At 68.1% G+C, this 17000-nt stretch carries 16 protein-coding genes and 2 pseudogenes; 6 read left to right on the forward strand and 12 right to left on the reverse strand.

Going from position 1 to position 17000, the window contains the following annotated elements; all coding sequences use genetic code 11:
* Positions 1 to 6 precede the first annotated feature (6 nt).
* The 3 genes and pseudogenes from OU416_RS09435 to OU416_RS09445 all read right to left on the reverse strand — a co-directional run.
* The gene (locus OU416_RS09435) at positions 7 to 534 is read right to left on the reverse strand and encodes a YbhB/YbcL family Raf kinase inhibitor-like protein (RefSeq protein ID WP_270926484.1); all 528 of its coding nucleotides are present in this window, start codon (positions 532 to 534) and stop codon (positions 7 to 9) included.
* 103 nt (positions 535 to 637) lie between these two features.
* Complete coding sequence (locus tag OU416_RS09440; RefSeq protein ID WP_270926485.1) at positions 638 to 1534, reverse strand: alpha/beta hydrolase; 897 nt, start codon at positions 1532 to 1534, stop codon at positions 638 to 640.
* 203 nt (positions 1535 to 1737) lie between these two features.
* Positions 1738 to 2053: pseudogene (locus OU416_RS09445) on the reverse strand (aldehyde dehydrogenase family protein); the annotation flags it as partial.
* A 131-nt stretch (positions 2054 to 2184) separates the two neighbouring features.
* Here OU416_RS09445 and OU416_RS40285 point away from each other — a divergent pair.
* Together OU416_RS40285 and OU416_RS09450 are read left to right on the forward strand one after the other, a co-directional pair.
* Positions 2185 to 2526, forward strand: a pseudogene (locus tag OU416_RS40285) (hypothetical protein); the annotation flags it as partial.
* Between the two features lie 205 nt (positions 2527 to 2731).
* Positions 2732 to 3400 (forward strand): site-specific integrase, encoded by a 669-nt coding sequence (locus tag OU416_RS09450; protein ID WP_270926486.1) that lies wholly within the window; start codon positions 2732 to 2734, stop codon positions 3398 to 3400.
* A 539-nt stretch (positions 3401 to 3939) separates the two neighbouring features.
* Here the strand turns inward: OU416_RS09450 and OU416_RS09455 are convergent.
* The 8 genes from OU416_RS09455 to OU416_RS09490 form a co-directional block, all read right to left on the reverse strand.
* Positions 3940 to 4182 carry a hypothetical protein gene (locus OU416_RS09455; RefSeq protein WP_270926487.1) on the reverse strand — a complete coding sequence of 81 codons (243 nt, stop codon included), beginning with the start codon at positions 4180 to 4182 and terminating at the stop codon, positions 3940 to 3942.
* Positions 4183 to 4339: 157 nt separating this feature from the next.
* A complete protein-coding gene (locus OU416_RS09460; protein WP_270926488.1) occupies positions 4340 to 5824 on the reverse strand; it encodes a bifunctional aminoglycoside phosphotransferase/ATP-binding protein in 1485 nt (494 codons plus the stop codon).
* A gap of 211 nt (positions 5825 to 6035) precedes the next feature.
* Entirely contained in the window at positions 6036 to 6482 is a 447-nt protein-coding gene (locus OU416_RS09465) for a universal stress protein (protein WP_270926489.1), read from the reverse strand.
* 132 nt (positions 6483 to 6614) lie between these two features.
* Positions 6615 to 7967, reverse strand: a complete 1353-nt coding sequence (locus OU416_RS09470) for a nicotinate phosphoribosyltransferase (RefSeq protein WP_270926490.1) — start codon at positions 7965 to 7967, stop codon at positions 6615 to 6617.
* Between the two features lie 251 nt (positions 7968 to 8218).
* Complete coding sequence (locus OU416_RS09475; protein ID WP_270926491.1) at positions 8219 to 8476, reverse strand: SHOCT domain-containing protein; 258 nt, start codon at positions 8474 to 8476, stop codon at positions 8219 to 8221.
* Positions 8477 to 8503: 27 nt separating this feature from the next.
* Positions 8504 to 9391, reverse strand: a complete 888-nt coding sequence (locus OU416_RS09480; RefSeq protein ID WP_270926492.1) for a universal stress protein — start codon at positions 9389 to 9391, stop codon at positions 8504 to 8506.
* Positions 9378 to 9611, reverse strand: coding sequence for a hypothetical protein (locus OU416_RS09485; protein ID WP_270926493.1), 234 nt, complete (start codon positions 9609 to 9611; stop codon positions 9378 to 9380). Before OU416_RS09485 ends, OU416_RS09480 begins: the two co-directional genes overlap by 14 nt.
* A 105-nt stretch (positions 9612 to 9716) precedes the next feature.
* On the reverse strand, positions 9717 to 10565 hold the full coding sequence (locus OU416_RS09490) for a universal stress protein (protein WP_270926494.1): 849 nt from the start codon (positions 10563 to 10565) through the stop codon (positions 9717 to 9719).
* Between the two features lie 185 nt (positions 10566 to 10750).
* On the opposite strand from OU416_RS09490, the gene OU416_RS09495 reads away from it, so the two are divergent.
* Complete coding sequence (locus OU416_RS09495; RefSeq protein WP_270926495.1) at positions 10751 to 11158, forward strand: Hsp20/alpha crystallin family protein; 408 nt, start codon at positions 10751 to 10753, stop codon at positions 11156 to 11158.
* A 21-nt stretch (positions 11159 to 11179) separates the two neighbouring features.
* Here the strand turns inward: OU416_RS09495 and OU416_RS09500 are convergent, their stop codons facing one another.
* Entirely contained in the window at positions 11180 to 11617 is a 438-nt protein-coding gene (locus OU416_RS09500) for a universal stress protein (protein ID WP_270926496.1), read from the reverse strand.
* A 162-nt stretch (positions 11618 to 11779) separates the two neighbouring features.
* Between OU416_RS09500 and OU416_RS09505 the strand changes: the two genes are divergently transcribed.
* From OU416_RS09505 to fdhF, 3 genes are read left to right on the forward strand one after another with little or no spacing between them, the layout of a single operon-like run.
* Positions 11780 to 12598 carry a universal stress protein gene (locus OU416_RS09505; protein WP_270926497.1) on the forward strand — a complete coding sequence of 273 codons (819 nt, stop codon included), beginning with the start codon at positions 11780 to 11782 and terminating at the stop codon, positions 12596 to 12598.
* A 27-nt stretch (positions 12599 to 12625) separates the two neighbouring features.
* Positions 12626 to 14311, forward strand: coding sequence for an NAD(P)H-dependent oxidoreductase subunit E (locus OU416_RS09510; RefSeq protein WP_270926498.1), 1686 nt, complete (start codon positions 12626 to 12628; stop codon positions 14309 to 14311).
* On the forward strand, positions 14311 to 16998 hold the full coding sequence (fdhF, locus tag OU416_RS09515; RefSeq protein ID WP_270926499.1) for a formate dehydrogenase subunit alpha: 2688 nt from the start codon (positions 14311 to 14313) through the stop codon (positions 16996 to 16998). Before OU416_RS09510 ends, fdhF begins: the two co-directional genes overlap by 1 nt.
* The last annotated feature ends 2 nt before the right edge of the window (positions 16999 to 17000 follow it).

The following is a 17000-nucleotide window of genomic DNA, read 5'->3' on the forward strand; positions in this document are numbered from 1 at the left end:
GTGAAGTCAGCGTTCGTAGACGGGCGTCATGATCGCTCGGCCGAGCGTGCGGCCGAGCAGGTTGAACCCGAGGAACGCCGGTGTCGCCGTGTCCGGGATTCCCAAGGTGGGGACGTCGACGGCGTGGACGGCGAAGACGTAGCGGTGCGCACCGTGGCCTTCCGGCGGTGCCGCACCGAGAAAACGGCGCAGACCGGCGTCATTGGCCAGCTGGAAGGCACCATCGGGCAGCAAGCTCCCGATCGGTTCCCCCGCGCCGGTCGGGAGTTCGGTGACGTCGGCCGGGATGTCGACGACGGCCCAGTGCCAGAACCCGCTGACCGTCGGTGCGTCGGGGTCGTACGCGGTCACGACGAAACTCGCCGTTTCCGCCGGGAAACCGGACCAGCTCAGGTGCGGAGAGACGTCTTCGCCACCGGCACCGAAGATTCCACTGCGCTGCGCGAGCGGCAGCGTCCGACCGTCCGCGACGTCGTCGCTGACAACGGTGAAGGAGCCGACCGCGGGGAGGTTGGCGTAGGGGTCGTGGCTCATCGTACTGCTCTCCTGTTCTGCGTCGTGGTGAACGCCTGGACCCGGTCCGATGGGAGAGCGGAGACCGCGGTGTCGCCACCGCGGTCTCCGGACTCCGCCGAGCTCAGCCCTTGGTCAGGTTCTGGTTGAAGAACTCGACCAGCTTGGCCACCGCCGGGGCGAGGTACTCGTCCCGGTCGTAGAGGTCGACGTGGGTCGCGCCCTCGATCAGGTGCAGCTCGGCGTTGTCACCGGCCTGGGCCACCGCGCCCTCGCTGAAGGGCAAGGTCTCGGCCTTGGTGCCGGCGATCATCAGCAGCGGCCGCGGCGCGATCTTGTCGATCCGGGCGAAGGAGTCGTACTGGTCCAGCAGCGCCGCGCTGCGCAGCGCCCACATGCCGGTCGAGCACGGGTGCTGGGCCCGCGGCGTCTTGTAGTAGTCGACGAACTCCGCCACCGACGCCGGGGTGGACGCGTCGGCGGTCTCGGGCAGCGCGGGCACCAGCGGTGCCGGCTTGCCCGCCACCTCGTCGCTGTAGGCCTGCCCGGACTGCTTGACCAGCTCGTTGAAGCCCTCCGGGTCACCGGCGCGGAAGAAGCCCGGCAGGTCCACCGCGCTGACGGTGGCCACGGCCTTCATCCGGTGATCGGTTTGCGCGGCGAACGGCGCGTAGCCACCGGACGCGCAGATGCCGAGCACACCGATCCGCTCGGGGTCGACGTCCTCGCGGTTGGCCAGGTACGACACCGCCCAGCGGAAGTCGTCCGCGCGCTGGAACGGGTTCTCCAGGCCGCGCGGCTCGCCCTCGCTGCCGCCCTGGTAGGCCGCGTCGAAGGTCAGGGCGATGTAGCCCTCCTCGGCCAGCCGCTGGGCGTACAGGCTGGGGGTCTGCTCCTTGACCCCGGTCGTCGGGTGACCGACCACGATGGCCGGGGACAGCTCGGAGGTCGGGCTGTCGGGGGTGTAGAGATGTCCCGCGAGCATCAGGCCGTTGCTCGGGAAACGCACATCATGCCGCATGGGGCCGGTTACCTCTTCCGATGTGGAGATCCTGACGGGGCCGCTTGTCCGGCTCGCCGTGACTCCCAATGTGCGCCGGATCGAACCGCGCGAGAAGGGAAGGTCTCATCCAGGGAGGGACTCCTCCCCCGCTGAGCGACTACCGCCCGGCATCGGACAGCGTCACACCCGCACGGCATGTTTCCCGGGCCTGTCCCACCTCGTCAGCTCCGGAAGATGGTCTTCAGCTCCAGGTACGGTTCGAGACTGCTGGGACCCAGTTCGCGGCCCATGCCGCTGTTCTTCACGCCGCCGAACGGCGCTTCCATCGGGAACGACGCGCTGTTGATGCCGATCGTGCCGGTCACGACCCGGCGCGCCACCGCGGTCGCGTTCGCGGTCCGGCGAGAAGACTCCCCCGCCCAGCCCGTACTCGGAATCGTTGGCGATCGCGACCGCCTCCTCCTCGTGCTCGTACGGGATGATGACGAGGACCGGACCGAAGATCTCCTCGCGAGCGATGCGCATGTCGTTGGTGACGTAGCGACACGTGGTTGTCCGCTGACCTGCGAAGACGGGGCCGGTGGTCGCACTGTGGTCGCATCCCGCGCAGCCTAGAGACACAGGGCCCTGACCTGCGGATACATCGCCACGCGAAGAAGGTGATCCCGATGACCTCGAATCCGAACCGCGGCCGGGTCTACCGCCGCTGCGGATGCCGCGACGAACTGGGACGGCAGCTCGGCCCGCACTGCCCCAAGCTCGCCTCGAGCAAGCACGGAACCTGGACCTTCGCCGTGGACCTGCCCTCGATCACAGGCCGCCGCCACACCCTGCGCCGCAGCGGCTACGACACCCGAGCCCACGCCCAGGCCGAGCTCAACCGCGTCCTGGCCTGCGAACGCAGCGGAATCTCCATAGACGACCGCCAGACCGTCGCCGACTACCTCACCGACTGGCTCGCCACCAAAACACTGACACTCAAGCCCACCACTATCGCCCGCTACACCGACTACATCACCAAGAACCTCATCCCCGCCCTCGGCGAGATCCGGCTGGAGAAACTCAGCCACCCAGCACATCACCCAGTTCGTCCACGCCCAGCTCGACGCCGGCCGCGGCGCGGTCACCCTCCGACGCTGCATCGCCACCCTCTCCAGCGCACTCGGCGACGCCGTCCGCGAGCGCCGACTAGCCCACAACGCAGCCAGATACGCCGTGATCCCGCAACCACCGAAACCCCAACGGATCTGCTGGACACCCGCCGAAGCCGTCCGATTCCTCGCCCACTGCGCGGCCGTCAACGACCCGCTCACCGAGCTGTTCGAAGTACTCATCGGCACCGGCATGCGCAAAGGAGAAGCACTCGCACTGCACTGGGCAGACGTCCACCTCGACGACCGAGTCCTCTACGTCCGCTACACACTGTCCAATGTGAACAACACGACTCCGGTATTCACCGCGCCCAAAACAAAGACCAGCCAAGACTGGATCGGACTCTCCTGCCGCGTCACCCAAGCCCTGCAACGACAAGCCACCCGCCAACACAGCCAGCAGCTCGCCGCCGGCTCCCGATGGCGCGACTACGGACTCGTCTTCACCAGAGCCAACGGACAACCCCTACGGCCGGAGTATGTCCTGCACCGTTTGCACGATCTCAGCACCGCCGCCGGGGTACCACGCATCCGCGTTCACGACCTCCGACACCTCGCCGCCACACTCATGATCGCCAGCAACGTGCCCCTCGGCGTCATCTCCAAGACCATGCGCCACTCAACGCTCTCCGTCACCGTCAACATCTACGGCCACCTCGCCCGACACACCGCACACCAAGCCGTCGACGCCATCGCCACCACACTCAACACAACCCAGACACAAGCCGCCTGACCAAGAACACCCCACGGAAACGATCGCGCGACATGCGACCACATTGCGACCACAACGACCCCAAAGACGAAACCAGCGGGTTCACCTTTCGGCAAACCCGCTGGTCACAACCGTCGGGATGACAGGATTTGAACCTGCGACCCCTTGACCCCCAGCCAAGTGCGGGGTCAGCGGCGTGCTCAGACTCATTCTTCGAGGTCACTGCACAGTCTACTCAGCGAAGTAAAGGAGTCCACGACACTCACCCCTCCGCTCGCTTTGCCACCCACACCACAATGAAGCGCGTCGCACAAAGCCGCAACGAAGCCCGGCCTCTGCGATACCTAAAATTCAGTCAGCACTGACACGACAGTTCCAGCCAACATTGTGCTGCACAGGACGGCTGCGACTGAAGGGACACTCAAAGCCGGAGCACGCTCAGGCAGGAGGCGACCACCTGAACCGCCCACCTTCATCGCTCCGCGACCTAACCAGCAGCGCAAGATCGTCCATTTCTCAGCTTTTGCGAGCCGACCGAGAAACAAATCATCCAGGATGGCTCACGGGTCTACCGTTGCAACCTCATGCCACGGCAGCACATCGGGAGGACAGATCGTCATGAGGTGTTTGATGTCGTGTCGGGCTTCAGATTCGCTCTCGAAACTGACGAAGGCATGCGGCTCGCCGTGCACTCTGTAGGTCACACGCCACTTGGTCCCCATATGTTCGAGCACGATCTCGTAGGCCGCGAGAGGATGCCAATCCGATGTTCCAGCCCACCACCGCCCGACAACTTCGATCACGGTGCGCCTCTCAGCTTCCTGGCACCAGCTCACAACGCCTTGGCCTACTGCCAGTATCCTTCGCCGAGCCAGGCGTCGGCCGGGCCTTTCAGCCTCAAAGCGTTCCGGTTTCCGCAAAGTCAGGGCGCTGTGGCGGCTGCATGGCGCAGAAATTCCTTCAGCGAACGTCGAGAGCAGCCCATGCCGCGCTGATCGAGGCATCCCCGCGCCCGGAGGTGTCGATGGGAATGGCCTCAGGCCAAGTGGCGAAGTGCCGACTCATCGATGCAGCGATCTCCGCGGTCGCGTCGGAGATATCACCCTCTCGGGCGAGCAGGCGAGGCTCGGTGATCTCAGATGGGGCCACGCACCGAAGCTCGGTGACCGCCGAGAACGTCTCGTTTGCGACAAGCCTGGCCGACTCGCGTTCCTCCGCGCGGCTCCAACTCGCATCCAAGATCACGCTTTCCCCGAACTCGAGCAGGGTACGTGCTCGTGTCAGCATTTCCCGGTACGTCTCGTGCACGCGTTCGCTCTCGTAGAGGCCGCGGCCGTAGCCGGCGTGCGCCGCGAGGCCGACGGACCCGGGTAGCTCTCGGCGGATCTGGTCTGTGCGCAGCAGAACCGCACCCATCCGGTCCGCGAGCGCGCCTGCGATGGTCGACTTTCCGGTGCCGGGTAGTCCGCCCACCAGTACGAGGCGTACCTGGCCGTCGCGCAGGTGCTGCACCGTCATGCTGGTCAGCTGCTGCGCCTGTGTTGCGGCGTCGGCAACACCTTGCGCATGCCGCAGGCACGCGACCTTCGCCCGGACGAACGCCCGGTAAGCCAGGTAGTGGTGTGCCAGCGAGGCAACACCTCGAGCGTCGGAGAATTCCTGGTACCAATCAAGAAAGGCCCGGCCGAGCTCGGGGTCACCGAGCCTCTCGAGGTCCATCGCCAGGAACGCCGCATCGTCCAGGGCGTCGACGTAGCGAAGCATGTCGTCGAACTCGAGGCAGTCCAGCACTCGCGGGCCATCCGGCAGGCAAAAGATGTCTTCGGCCAGCAGATCACCATGTCCGTCCACGATGCATCCCCGCCGCACTCGTTCGTCGAACAACGCCTCGCGTCCACCGAGGAAGCGCAGGGTCAGCTCGACGATCTCCGCGAATGCAGAACGGTCGATGACTTCATCGACGAACGGCTCAACACCGGCGAAGTTGTCGGTCCACCGTCTGCGCAGCGCTGCGAGTCCTCCCGCGACATCGATCTCAGCTCCGCGGTCCGCCACGCTGTGGAAGGAGGCGAGCAAGCGTGCCAGCTGCTTCAGATCGCCTCGTACGTCCGCGCCGTGCGTCACCAATTCAGAGAGCCGTCGTTCTGCTGGCATGCGGCGCATGATCACGATCCAGTCGCACGGCTCGTTGCTGCCGTCGATGACCTGGGCTACGTCGAGGTAGACGTCCGGGGCGAGCCGGCGGTTGAGCTCCAGTTCCCGTCTGCACGCCCACTCCCGCGCAGCCACGGTGCTGAAGTCGAGGAAGCCGAAGTCGACCGGTTTCTTGACCTTGTACGCACGATCAGCGATGAAAATGACCACAGCGCAGTGGCTTTGCGTGATAGCGACGCTGTTCGGTTGCACGAAGCGAGCCGGTGACGTTCCGGTGCGCGAGGTGTCCATCCTGGTGCTCTCCCACTGGTTCTGGGGATGCGAATCGCCCACCAACTGTCTCGCGTCGGGGAGGTCGATGCAGGGTCGAACGGCCCTGGAGCCGAGCAGGCTCGTGCGACTACCTGACGCTGAGATTCCATGGATGCCGGGACGCGTGGGTCGGTGGTCGAATGACACCCCGCCTCGACGACCACCGCGGGAAGGGGCAAGTTGTCGGTGCTCATCCGGCGCCGGGGCGCACTACGACGACCGGGCAGTGCGCATGGCTCACGCAATGCTGGCTCACCGAGCCCAGGAGCGCCCCGACGAACCCGCCGTGGCCGCGGCTTCCCACCACGAGGAGGTCGGCGTGCTCGGTGCGTTCCAGCAGCGACCGGGCAGCCGGGCCGCGAACCACCTCGAGGCCGACATGAACCGATGTTGCCAGGGCAGCCTTGGTGTCGTCCACGGTCTGCCGGAGCTGTTGTTCGGCACACTTCTTCGAATCCTCGTCGGAAATCACCGGGGGTACGGGCGCAGCCTCGACCAGGACTGGCGGTGCCCAAGCGATCAACGCGGTGATGGTTCCGCCGCATTGTTCGGCGTAGGTCAACGCCCACCGCAGAGCGGCCTGGGAGCCTGGCGAGCCATCCACCCCGACGAGGATTCGCGGCTTCTGGTCATTCATCGCTCCCCCAATGCCTGGTTCTGCAGTCGAATCCGGGTCTACTCGCGCGCTCCCGAGATCGCACGTCGAGAACGAGGCGGTCGGCCGAGCCAGGTCGCCCACCACTGTGATGTGGGCAGCACAGCATCGCTATCACTCCGACGTGTCCTTCAGCCCCATTCGGGTGGCCAAAGCATGTCTCAGCTCACCGGTGAGGCGCTGCAGTTTCGGACTCCACGTCACCTCGACGGGACTCGGGTCGGTGAGCTGACGCGCCATGTCGGGAAGCCATCGCAGATCTCCTTCGAATCGTCGGCGCGCCACCTCGACGTTCTCCGGATCGTGCAAGCGCACCCCGTCGCGCATCACGATCTCCAACAACGGTTCTCGGCCGGACGGGGCGATGTCGTCCCGCAGAGAGAGGAGTTCCGGTTCCCCGGGAGCGCCGCGGTGGACTTGCTTGGATCCGGGGGCGGTCAGCTTGCCCGGCGACAGCTTCATCACGGGACGGTGGTCGTATTCGACGAGCTTGTAGGCGCTGTCCAGGGACGGGGCGTCGGCCGACACTCCCATGCGGGTTCCGATGCCGAAGGCGTCGATCGGGGCATCCGAGAGGTCGGCGAGCTGGTGTTCGTCGAGCCCGCCGCTGGCCATGATCTTGGCGTCCGCGAACCCTGCCTCGTCGAGCAGGCGACGGGACCGCCTCGCCAGTTCTGCCAGGTCGCCGGAGTCGAGCCGGATCCCGACGAGTTCCTCAGAACGTCCCGCGGCGACCTCGATGGCCCTCCGCACTCCCTCGAGGGTGTCGTAGGTGTCCACGAGGAACACCGTGATGCCAGGGAAGTCTTCGGCGAAAGCCGTGAAAGCCGCTCGTTCGTCGGGGAAGGCCTCGATGTAGGAGTGCGCCATCGTTCCGGAGGCGGGAAGACCGAACTCCCGTGCCGCGGCCACGTAGCTCGTTCCCGCGAACCCGGCGATGGCTGAAGCCCGCGCGACCGCCCTGGCAGCTTCCAGCCCGTGCGTGCGGCGTGCCGCGAAGTCGATGAGATCCGCGTGCGGTGCTGCGATCCGGCACCGGGCGGCCTTGGTCGCCACCGACGTCTGGAACGTCACGAAGTTCAGCAGCGCCGTCTCCACCAGCTGTGCCTGCGCGATCGGCGCGGTGACCTCCAGGAGGGGCTCACCGGCGAAGACCACGCGTCCCTCGGGCACCGCCCGCACCTCGCCGGTGAACCGCAGCTCCCCCAGTGCTGCCAGGTCGTCGGCGTCGAGCCCTACCACGTCAGAGAGATAGCTGAGTTCATCGGTGTCGAAATGGAACTCCTGGAGGAAATCCAGACAGTCGGCTAGACCCGCGGCGACCAGAAATCCCCGGTCACGCGGCAGTTTCCGGACGAACAGGCTGAACGTCGCGGGTGCGGTCATACCGCGACGCAGGTAGCTGGCCGCCATCCTGATCTCGTACAGGTCGGTGCACAGACCTGACATGACTGTCGTCGTCTCCACTGGGCTACGTCGTTCGCGCCGGCCGACCGACGATCACGTTCTGCGCAACGGCGGCGTGGTAGTCGCCAACGGATCCGTCGACCGCGACCACGATGTCGAGGTGACGGTGCTGACAGGTGTGCTTCCGGTCTCCTTCGTTTCCTGGTCCATCGGGCTTCTCCTCGTCCAGCAACGAATTCGAATGCTGAGGTCCTCGCACGCGTTCCCGGGCCGGAGCGTTCCAGGGGCGGTGCCTCCAGTGCCCTACCACGTCAGGTTCTTCGGTGGCCGCGCTCCGACAATGACTGCATGCGGCGGCGGTACTCCTCATCATCGATCTCCCCGCGCGCGTACCGCTCGGCGAGGATTTCCTCCGCAGGAGTGGACCTCTGCTCGCTCCGCCCGGTCCGGCCGATGTAGCGGACGAGAGCAACGATGGCGGCGATGATCAACGCCCAGAACAGCACCATGCTCACCGTCATCATGGTCATTCCCCAGATGCTCGGGCCGTAGTCACCCCAGTAGTGCATCTTCCTCTCCTTCCGAAACCTCGGGCGTCACCGCACCACGAGCACAGAGCACGAGGCGTGGTGCACCAGCTGCTGGCTGGTCGACCCCAGCAGCAGCCCGGCGAAGCCTCCGCGGCCACGGGAGCCCGCTACGACGAGTTGAGCGTGTTCGGCGTGGTCGAGCAGTGCTCGAGCGGGCTGGCCGTGCACCACGACGCGACGTACTGCGACATCCGGGTACTTGTCGGTCCACCCCGCCAGCGCTTCGGCGAGGAAGCGTTCCTCCTCGGCGTGCACCGCAGCCGATTGGCCCGCCGCGTGGAATTCCTTCCAGGCACGTCGGGATCCCACTTCGTGCCAGGCGTGCACAGCCACCAACAGCACGCTGCGCATCGCGGCCGCATCGAAAGCGGCGGTCAGCACCGGTTCCTGGTGATCCCGGTCGTCCACGCCGACGACCACCGGCGCAGCCGGGTCCACGTCCGCGGGCGACTGTCGCACGACCGCGACCGGGCAATGACCGTGCGCGCACAGGGCCACGGCGACCGATCCCACGATCAAGCCCGTGTACCCACCGAGCCCGCGGCTGCCCACGACCACCAGCTGAGCCCGCTGGGACTCGTCGATGAGCACCGGCGCCGCACTCCCGGTGTGCGAGACGGTCCGCACCTCGATATCAGGTGCTGCGGACCGCGCCGCCTGTTCAGCGCGGTCCAGCCAGGTCCTGGCTTGCCGCGCCATCGCATCGCTGTAGGTCTCCGGCAACGGGATCGTCGGCAGCTCCGGTATGTAGACCTGCGCGAAGACGTCGGCGAAGACGATCTGCAGCCACGTTCCGCGGCGGGCGGCTTCGGCTGCCGCCCAGCACGCTGCGTCGAGTGCCGACGGGGATCCGTCGATCCCGACCACGACCGGCTTCACCTCAGAACTGCTCATGACTCCCCCTGCTTCCAGGATTCACCGGCGCCGGGTACCCGAACCGCATCAGCGCCTGCGGCACCGCTGGCAACCCGAGGCGATCGGCCAGCCCGTCCCTGACCTCGGCCAGGTGCAACGGCTGCACGCCGTCGCTGCTGACGCGGACGTCGACGTTCGCCGCCCACCCGAGGCTGTGGACCGGACCGGCCCGGGGCCGGTTGTTTCTGGGCAGACCCATCATCTGATGTCACCTCGGAGGACGAAGCCTCCGGGTTGACAGTTCCGTACCAGCCACAACCCCTGGTAGGGCTGATGGTCACCAGCTGGGTCACGCCCGCGGCGTTCAGGTGTTCGGGGACCGGGCGATGAGCACCGGGCACGGGGCCATGTGCAGCAGGGCTCGGCTGGTCGAGCCCAGCAGCATCCCGGTCATGCCGCCCCGCCCCCGGCTGCCGACAACGATCAGCTGGGCGTTCTCGGCGTGCTCGATCAGGTAGCGCACCGGCCGGTCCCGTTCCACCACCCGGCGCACCTCGACGTCCGGGTACTTCTCCTGCCACCCCGCGAGGCGTTCAGCGAGCACGGCCCGTTCGGTCTCGTTGATCTCTTCCCATTCCCCGTCGTCGGCGGGGAGCCAGGGATCGATCGCGACATCCATCCAGACGTGCACGGCAACCAGCGGCACGCGGCGAGCCGATGCTTCCTCGAACGCCGTGGCGACGGCGGCTTCACCAACGCGGGAGCCATCGACCCCGACCAGGATCGAGCTCGGCTCGGCTGGTCCGGGTTCCCGTCCTCGCACCACTGCGACCGGGCACGCGGCGTGCATGGCGACCAACTCGGCGACGGAGCCGACCGGCAGACCAGTTCGCTCGGCGAGCCCACGAATTCCCACGATCACCCGACGGGCTCGCCCGGATTCCTCGACCAGAACGGAACCGGGCGCACCGCGACGGAGCTCCGGGCGGACCTGCGCTCGCGGAGCGATCTCGATGGCCAGTCGTGTCGCCGAGTCCAGCCAGCGATGCCGATCGGTCTCGTCGGCGGCGCGAGCCGCGTCAGGCAACGTCCCGGCTCCGACCGACACCAGCCGCAGCGGAACTCGGTGCAACGCGGCATCGCTCGCGGCCCAGCGCACTGCGGCTAGCGCTGACTCGGATCCGTCAACGCCCACGACGTTCGCGTTGTGCATGGCCGACTCCCTCCTGGCCTCGACCGTACGGCCGCTTCAGCACGGCACAACTCGGGCGGTACTGGTGCCGCATCCCGGCATCTCGGCCCGCGATGCGCGTGGTGGGGAACGGGCCGGTCGGCCCTAGTCCGCCTCACGACGAGGACAGATCCTGAGAAGGGTTCATCCGTCGTTGAGGAGGCACCATGACCAGCTTGTTGCCCCGGCCGGGCCGTGGCCTGCCGGACATCTTCCAGATGCTCGAAACCGAGTGGCCGTTCGGCGAACGCCACGCGATGCGCGTGGAGACCTACGCCGAGAAGGACGAACTCGTCGTCCGCTGCGAACTGCCCGGCGTGGACCCCGACAAGGACATCCACATCAGCGTCGAAGGAAACCAGCTCAAGATCGACGCCGAGCGCAAGCACGAAGAGCGCACCGAACGGCACAGCGAGTTCTACTACGGCAGCTTCAGCCGCACACTCCTGCTACCAGCCAGTTGCAGCACCGACGACATCAAAGCCGAGTACGAAGCGGGCATTCTCACCATCCACATGCCACGGCGGGAAACCGAGACGCGCAAGGAGATCCCAGTAGCACGCACGGGGAAGTGAATCGATCGGCGTTGCCGTGCATCAGGATCGGTGACGGACGACGACGACCGGGCACGGAGCGTGGTGGACGCAGTGCTGGCTCACCGAGCCCAGCAGCGCCTCGATGAACCCGCCGTGTCCTCGATGTCCCACCACCAGCAGATCCACGTCCTGCTCTCGCGCCTCGTCCAGCAACGCTCGCGCGGCGTGGTCGCGCACCACTCGTTGTTCCACCGGAAGCCGTGTTCCGAGCAGAGCGCGGGTTTCCTCCACGGCTTTCTCCAGTTCCCGTTTCGCATTGGCGGCGACGTCGTCCTCCAGCATCAGCGCTACATCGATCAGCGCGGGAATCGCGCAGGCGATCAGCGCGACGACACGCCCGCCGCTGAGCTCGGCGTAGCGCAGCGCCCACCGCAGCGCCGCCCGGGATCCGGCCGATCCGTCGACACCGACCAGGATCTGTGGCTTGCTCTCGTTCATGACCTTCCCATCCCCGGCAGCCGCTCGATGGCTCGACGTTGCGAGGTGTACCCGCCGGGGCTCGAGAACATGCCGGTCACAGGTAGAGCCCATCGGCCCTACCAGCAGAACGGTCGCGATTGGCAGCGTGGTTTGTCGTACCAGCGTGGCGGGGGCAGGCAGATGGCGCGGACGAAGCAGTCGGTCGTGGTCGGCGTGGACGGTTCCGGGCCGTCCTTGCAAGCGGCGCTGTGGGCGGCAGGCGAAGCGGTCCGCCTGTCGGTCCCGCTGCACCTGGTCCTGGTGAACAACGACCCCACCCGTGAGCCGGACGCCAAGGCGGTGGTGCACGACATCAGCGGCAGCTGCCGGCAGGCGGCGCCCGAGCTGGAGATCACTGACGAGGTCAGTCTCGGCCATCCCGCCGAGGAGCTGGTGCGCCGATCGGCTTCCGCGTTGCTGGTCGTGGTGGGTTCTCGCGGGCAGGGTGCGTTCCGGGAGACGCTGCTCGGTTCCACCAGCGCCGCGGTGGCCACTCATGCGTCCACGCCGGTGGTCGTCGTGCCCGGCACGCCCCCGCCGGAATCAGGACCTGTCGTCGTCGGCATCGACGGTTCGACCGGGAGCCGAGCGGCCTTGCGCTTCGCCTTCGAGGCGGCCGCTCGGCGCCACGTCGAACTGGTCGCGGTGCAGGCGCTGCCGAACGCCTACTTCATCCCCGGCCCCTACGACCACCCGGATCGCGACGAGCTGGTCGCAGCCGCCAACCAGAGCCTCGCCGACCAGGTGTCCGCCGTGGCCGGGGATTTCCCGGACGTACCGGTGCGCCGGGTCGTGTCGAACATTCCACCGGTGCAGGCGCTGCGGGAGGCGGCGCACCAGGCGCAGCTGCTCGTGGTCGGCCACCGCGGACTCGGCGGGTTCACCGGTTTGCTGGTGGGCTCGGTGGCCAGGGGTGTGCTGCACCACGCGCCGTGCCCGGTGGCGGTGGTGCCCGGCTGATCACCTGTTCGGTGATGAGGGAGAGACATGGGGCGAGATGCGTTCGCCGATTGGGAGCGGCGGTTCGGGAGCGAGGAAACCGGGGTGCTCCAGCGGCTGCACGACGCGACGGCCGACCACGGCCGAGTCGACCGGCGGGAGCTGCACGCCATCGCCGAGGAGTTCCGGTTGCCGGTGGCGGCAGTGGCCGGAGCCGCGGGGTTCTACGCGGACTTCGGCGGGGCGCGCGGCACCCGTCACGTGCGGATCTGCGCGGGTACCTCGTGCTTCGTGTCGGCGGGTGCTCACACCGTGCCGCTGGCGGAGGCCGCGCTGGGCGTCGCTCCCGGACACACGAGTCCCGACGGCTCGGTGTCGCTGACCGAGGTGCACTGCCTCGGCTACTGCTACGCCTCGCCGACCGCGCTGGACGGGCACACCCCGATCACCGGTCCTGATCTCGGTGAGCGGTTGCTGGCCGCCGAGCACCCGGTCGCGGCGGCACCCGCGATCCCCTACCGCGTGGCCAGCCGCAACGCCGTGGTCCTCGCTGGACTGACGGGGGAGGTACGCTCCTGGCAGGTGTGGCCGCACGTGGTGACCGCGGAATCTCCCGGCGCGGTTCGCGCTGAAGTGGCGTTGGCCGGGCTGCGGGGTCGGGGCGGCGCGGAGTTCCCGGTCGCCGACAAGTGGCGGTCGGCAGCGCGCAGTCCGGGCCCGAGGTTCGTGGTGGCCAACGGCGATGAGGGCGACCCGGGTTCGTTCTGCGACCGGCTGCTGATGGAGAGCGATCCCGACCGCGTCCTCGAAGGACTGGCGCTGGCCGGCTTCGCGACCGGCGCGAGCCGGGGTGTGGTGTTCGTGCGATCCGAGTACCCGGTCGCCGTCGCGCGGATGCAAGCCGCAGTGGAGGCCGCACGTGCCGCAGGGCACCTGGGGTGCGGTGTGCACGGCTCGTCGTTCGACTTCGACGTCGAGGTCGTGCAGGGCGCCGGTTCCTACGTAGCGGGCGAGGAAACCGCGCTGCTGCACGCCCTGCAAGGACTGCGCGGCGGCGTCCGGCCCCGGCCTCCGTATCCGACCGAATCCGGGCTTGCCGGTCTTCCCACCGCGGTGAACAACGTCGAGACCCTCGCCGCGGTGCCGTGGGTGCTGCGCCACGGAGGCGCCACCTACGCCAAGCTCGGCGACCAGCGGGAAACCGGGACCAAGCTCGTGTGCCTGAGCCAGCGATTCCGGCATCCCGGCGTGTACGAGGTCGAGTTCGGCGTCCCGCTGCGCTACCTCGTCGACACCCTCGGTGGTGGCCTCAAACCCGGATTCCGGCTTCGGGCCCTGCAGATCGGCGGGCCGCTCGGAGGTTTCCTCTCCCCCGATGACCTGGACGTCCCGCTGCTCGCCGAGGCCCTGTCCAAGGCCGGTGTGGCTCTCGGGCACGGCAGTCTCGTCGCCATCGACGACCAGATCACCGCACGGGAACTGCTCCAGCACGTGTGGAGCTTCGCCGCAGCCGAAAGCTGCGGCGCCTGCACACCGTGCCGCGTCGGGACCCGCCGCGGCCGGGAGATGGCCGCGAACTTCCCGACCGGCTCCGAACAGATCCTCTCCCAGCACGAGAAGCTGCTGGAGGTGATGTCCGTCGCGAGCATGTGCGCCTTCGGCCGGGGTGTGCCCGCAGCGGTGCGCAGCCTGCTGCGCGTCTACCGGGACGAGCTCACCTCAGGAGATGCCTGATGCGCGTGCACATCAACGAGACCACCGTGGAGGTTCTGGACGGCACCAGCGTGCTCGGTGCCGTGCACGCCGCCCAGCGCGAACTGCCCGCGCTCTGCAACGACGAGCGGTTGTCGCCACGCGGGTCGTGCCGGACCTGCCTGGTACGGGCGAATGGGCACGTCGTGGCCGCCTGCACCACTCCCGCCTCGGAGGGCATGCGCGTCAGCCTCGACGATCCCGTTGCCCGGCAGGCGGCCAAGGGCGCGGTGGAACTGATCGTCTCCGAACTGCCCGCACGTGCCCTGGACGCCCCCGCCCAGCGCAGTGAACTCGTCCGGGCCTGCGCCCACTTCGGCATCACGGCCAGCAGCTTCGCCGGCGCCACGCACCATCGCGGCACCGACCACTCCCACCCGTACGTCAAGCTCGACCGCGACCTGTGCATCGCCTGCGGCCGGTGCGTTGCCATGTGCGCAGAGGTCCAGGGCACCTTCGCCCTCGAGCTCACCGGTCGCGGCTTCGACACGGTCGTCACCGCAGGCGACGGCGGGCCTTGGGCGTCCTCGCCCTGCGTCGGGTGCGGCGGGTGCACGGACAGCTGCCCCACCGGAGCGCTGTCCGAACCCGGGCTGCTCGACCTCCGCCCCGTCACGACGACGACCACGACCACCTGCGGCTACTGCGGTGTGGGCTGCACCCTGGACGTCCACACCCGCGATGGGGAGATCGCCGCGATCACCCCAACGCGCGGGGCCCCGGTCAATCGCGGCCACGCCTGCATCAAGGGCCGGTTCGCGCACACCTTCGGTCGCGCCGACGACCGGCTCACCGCCCCGCTGGTCCGCCGAGGCGGACAACTCGTCGAAACCACCTGGGACGACGTCATCGCCGTGGTCGCCGACCGGTTGACCTCGATCAGGGACCGGCACGGACCGGACGCCATCGCCATGATCTCCTCCGCGCGGGCGACCAACGAGGAGAACTACCTGGCGCAGAAGTTCATCCGCACCGCCATCGGCGCCAACAGCATCGACAACTGCTCGCGCCTGTGCCACGCGCCCTCGGCGGCCGGGCTCACCGCTTCCCTCGGCCTGGCCGGCGGCACCAACCCGCTCGACGACCTCGACCACGCCGACTGCATCCTGCTCGCCGGCGCCAACCCCACCGAAGCCCATCCCGTCGTCGGAGCCCGCATCAAGCAACGCGTCCTGGCCGGGGCCCGCCTCGTCGTCATCGACCCCCGGTGCACCGAACTCGCCGCGCTCGCCGACGTCCACCTGCAAGCCCGGCCCGGCTCCAACGTCGCCGTCTTCAACGCACTGGCCCACGTGCTGATCGCCGAGGACCACCTCGACCACGAATTCCTGAACCAGCGCACCACGGGCTTCGCCGAGCTCGCGAGGCTGGTCGAGGACTACCGGCCAGACCTTGCCTCCGAGATCGCCGATGTGCGGGCTGCGGACCTGATCGACGCTGCGCGGCTGTTCGGGCGAGCGCAGCGTCCCGTCATCGTCTACGGCCTGGGCATCACCGAACACGCCCACGGCACAGACGGCGTGCGAACCCTGACCAACCTGGCCCTGCTCCGCGGCGCAGTCGGTACCCCTGGCTGTTGCGGGATCTTGCCGCTGCGAGGGCAGAACAACGTCCAAGGCGCCTCCGACATGGGAGCGCTCCCGGACGTCCTGCCCGGATACCAGCCCGTCACCGACCCCGCGATCCGCGACCGGTTCGCGGCGATCTGGGGACACACGGTACCGGAGCGCCCGGGCCTGCGGATCCCGCAGATGTTCGACGCGGCTATCGCAGGCGAGCTGAAAGCGATTCACGTCATCGGCGAGGACATCGTGCAAAGCGATCCCAATGCCGCCCACGTCCGCGACGCCCTGCGAGCCTGCGACCTGGTGGTCTGCCACGACGTGTTCCCGTCCCGAACGGCCGAGCACGCCGACGTCGTTCTGCCGGCGGCCTCGTTCCTGGAGAAGGACGGCACCTTCGTCAACTTCGACCGCCGCTTCCAACGGGTACGCCCAGCCGTCGTCCCACCGGGAGGTGCGACCAGTGACTTCGACATCCTGCACCGCATCGCCGACGCGATGGAGATCGATCTGGGCTGCCGCACCCCTGCAGACGCGCTCGCCGAATGCGCGTCGTTGACGCCGGTCTTCGCCGGCCTGTCTCACCAGCGGCTCGACGCCGAAGGCCCCCTGCACTGGCCCTGCAGGACCCTCGATCAGCCCGGCGAGGCGGTGCTCCACCTCGACCGGTTCGCCACGCCGGACGGTCGCGCCGCGCTCGCCGCCCGCCCCTACCTCCCGCCAGGGGAACAACCCGACGGCGAATTCCCGTACCTCCTGATCACGGGTCGACGGCTCGTGCACTACAACACCGGGTCCATGACCCGCCGCACCCCGAACGCCGAACTGCTTCCCGCCGAAACGCTCGAACTCCACCCGGTCGACGCCGCGCACCTGCACGTAGTGGACGGCTCGGACGTGACCATCGCCAGCCGGTGGGGTCGGACCACCCTGACCGCGCACCTCACTCGTGACGTGGCACCCGGCCAGGTGTTCGCCGCCTTCCACTTCCCGGAGGCCGCCGTCAACGACCTCACCTCGCCGCACACCGACACCGCCACCGGCTGCCCGGAGTACAAGGTCACCGCCGTCCGAATCCGGCCTGAACATGCCGAACAGCATGTGTGAGC

Source organism: Saccharopolyspora indica (assembly GCF_027853965.1).
GTDB classification, from domain to species: Bacteria; Actinomycetota; Actinomycetes; order Mycobacteriales; family Pseudonocardiaceae; genus Saccharopolyspora; species Saccharopolyspora indica.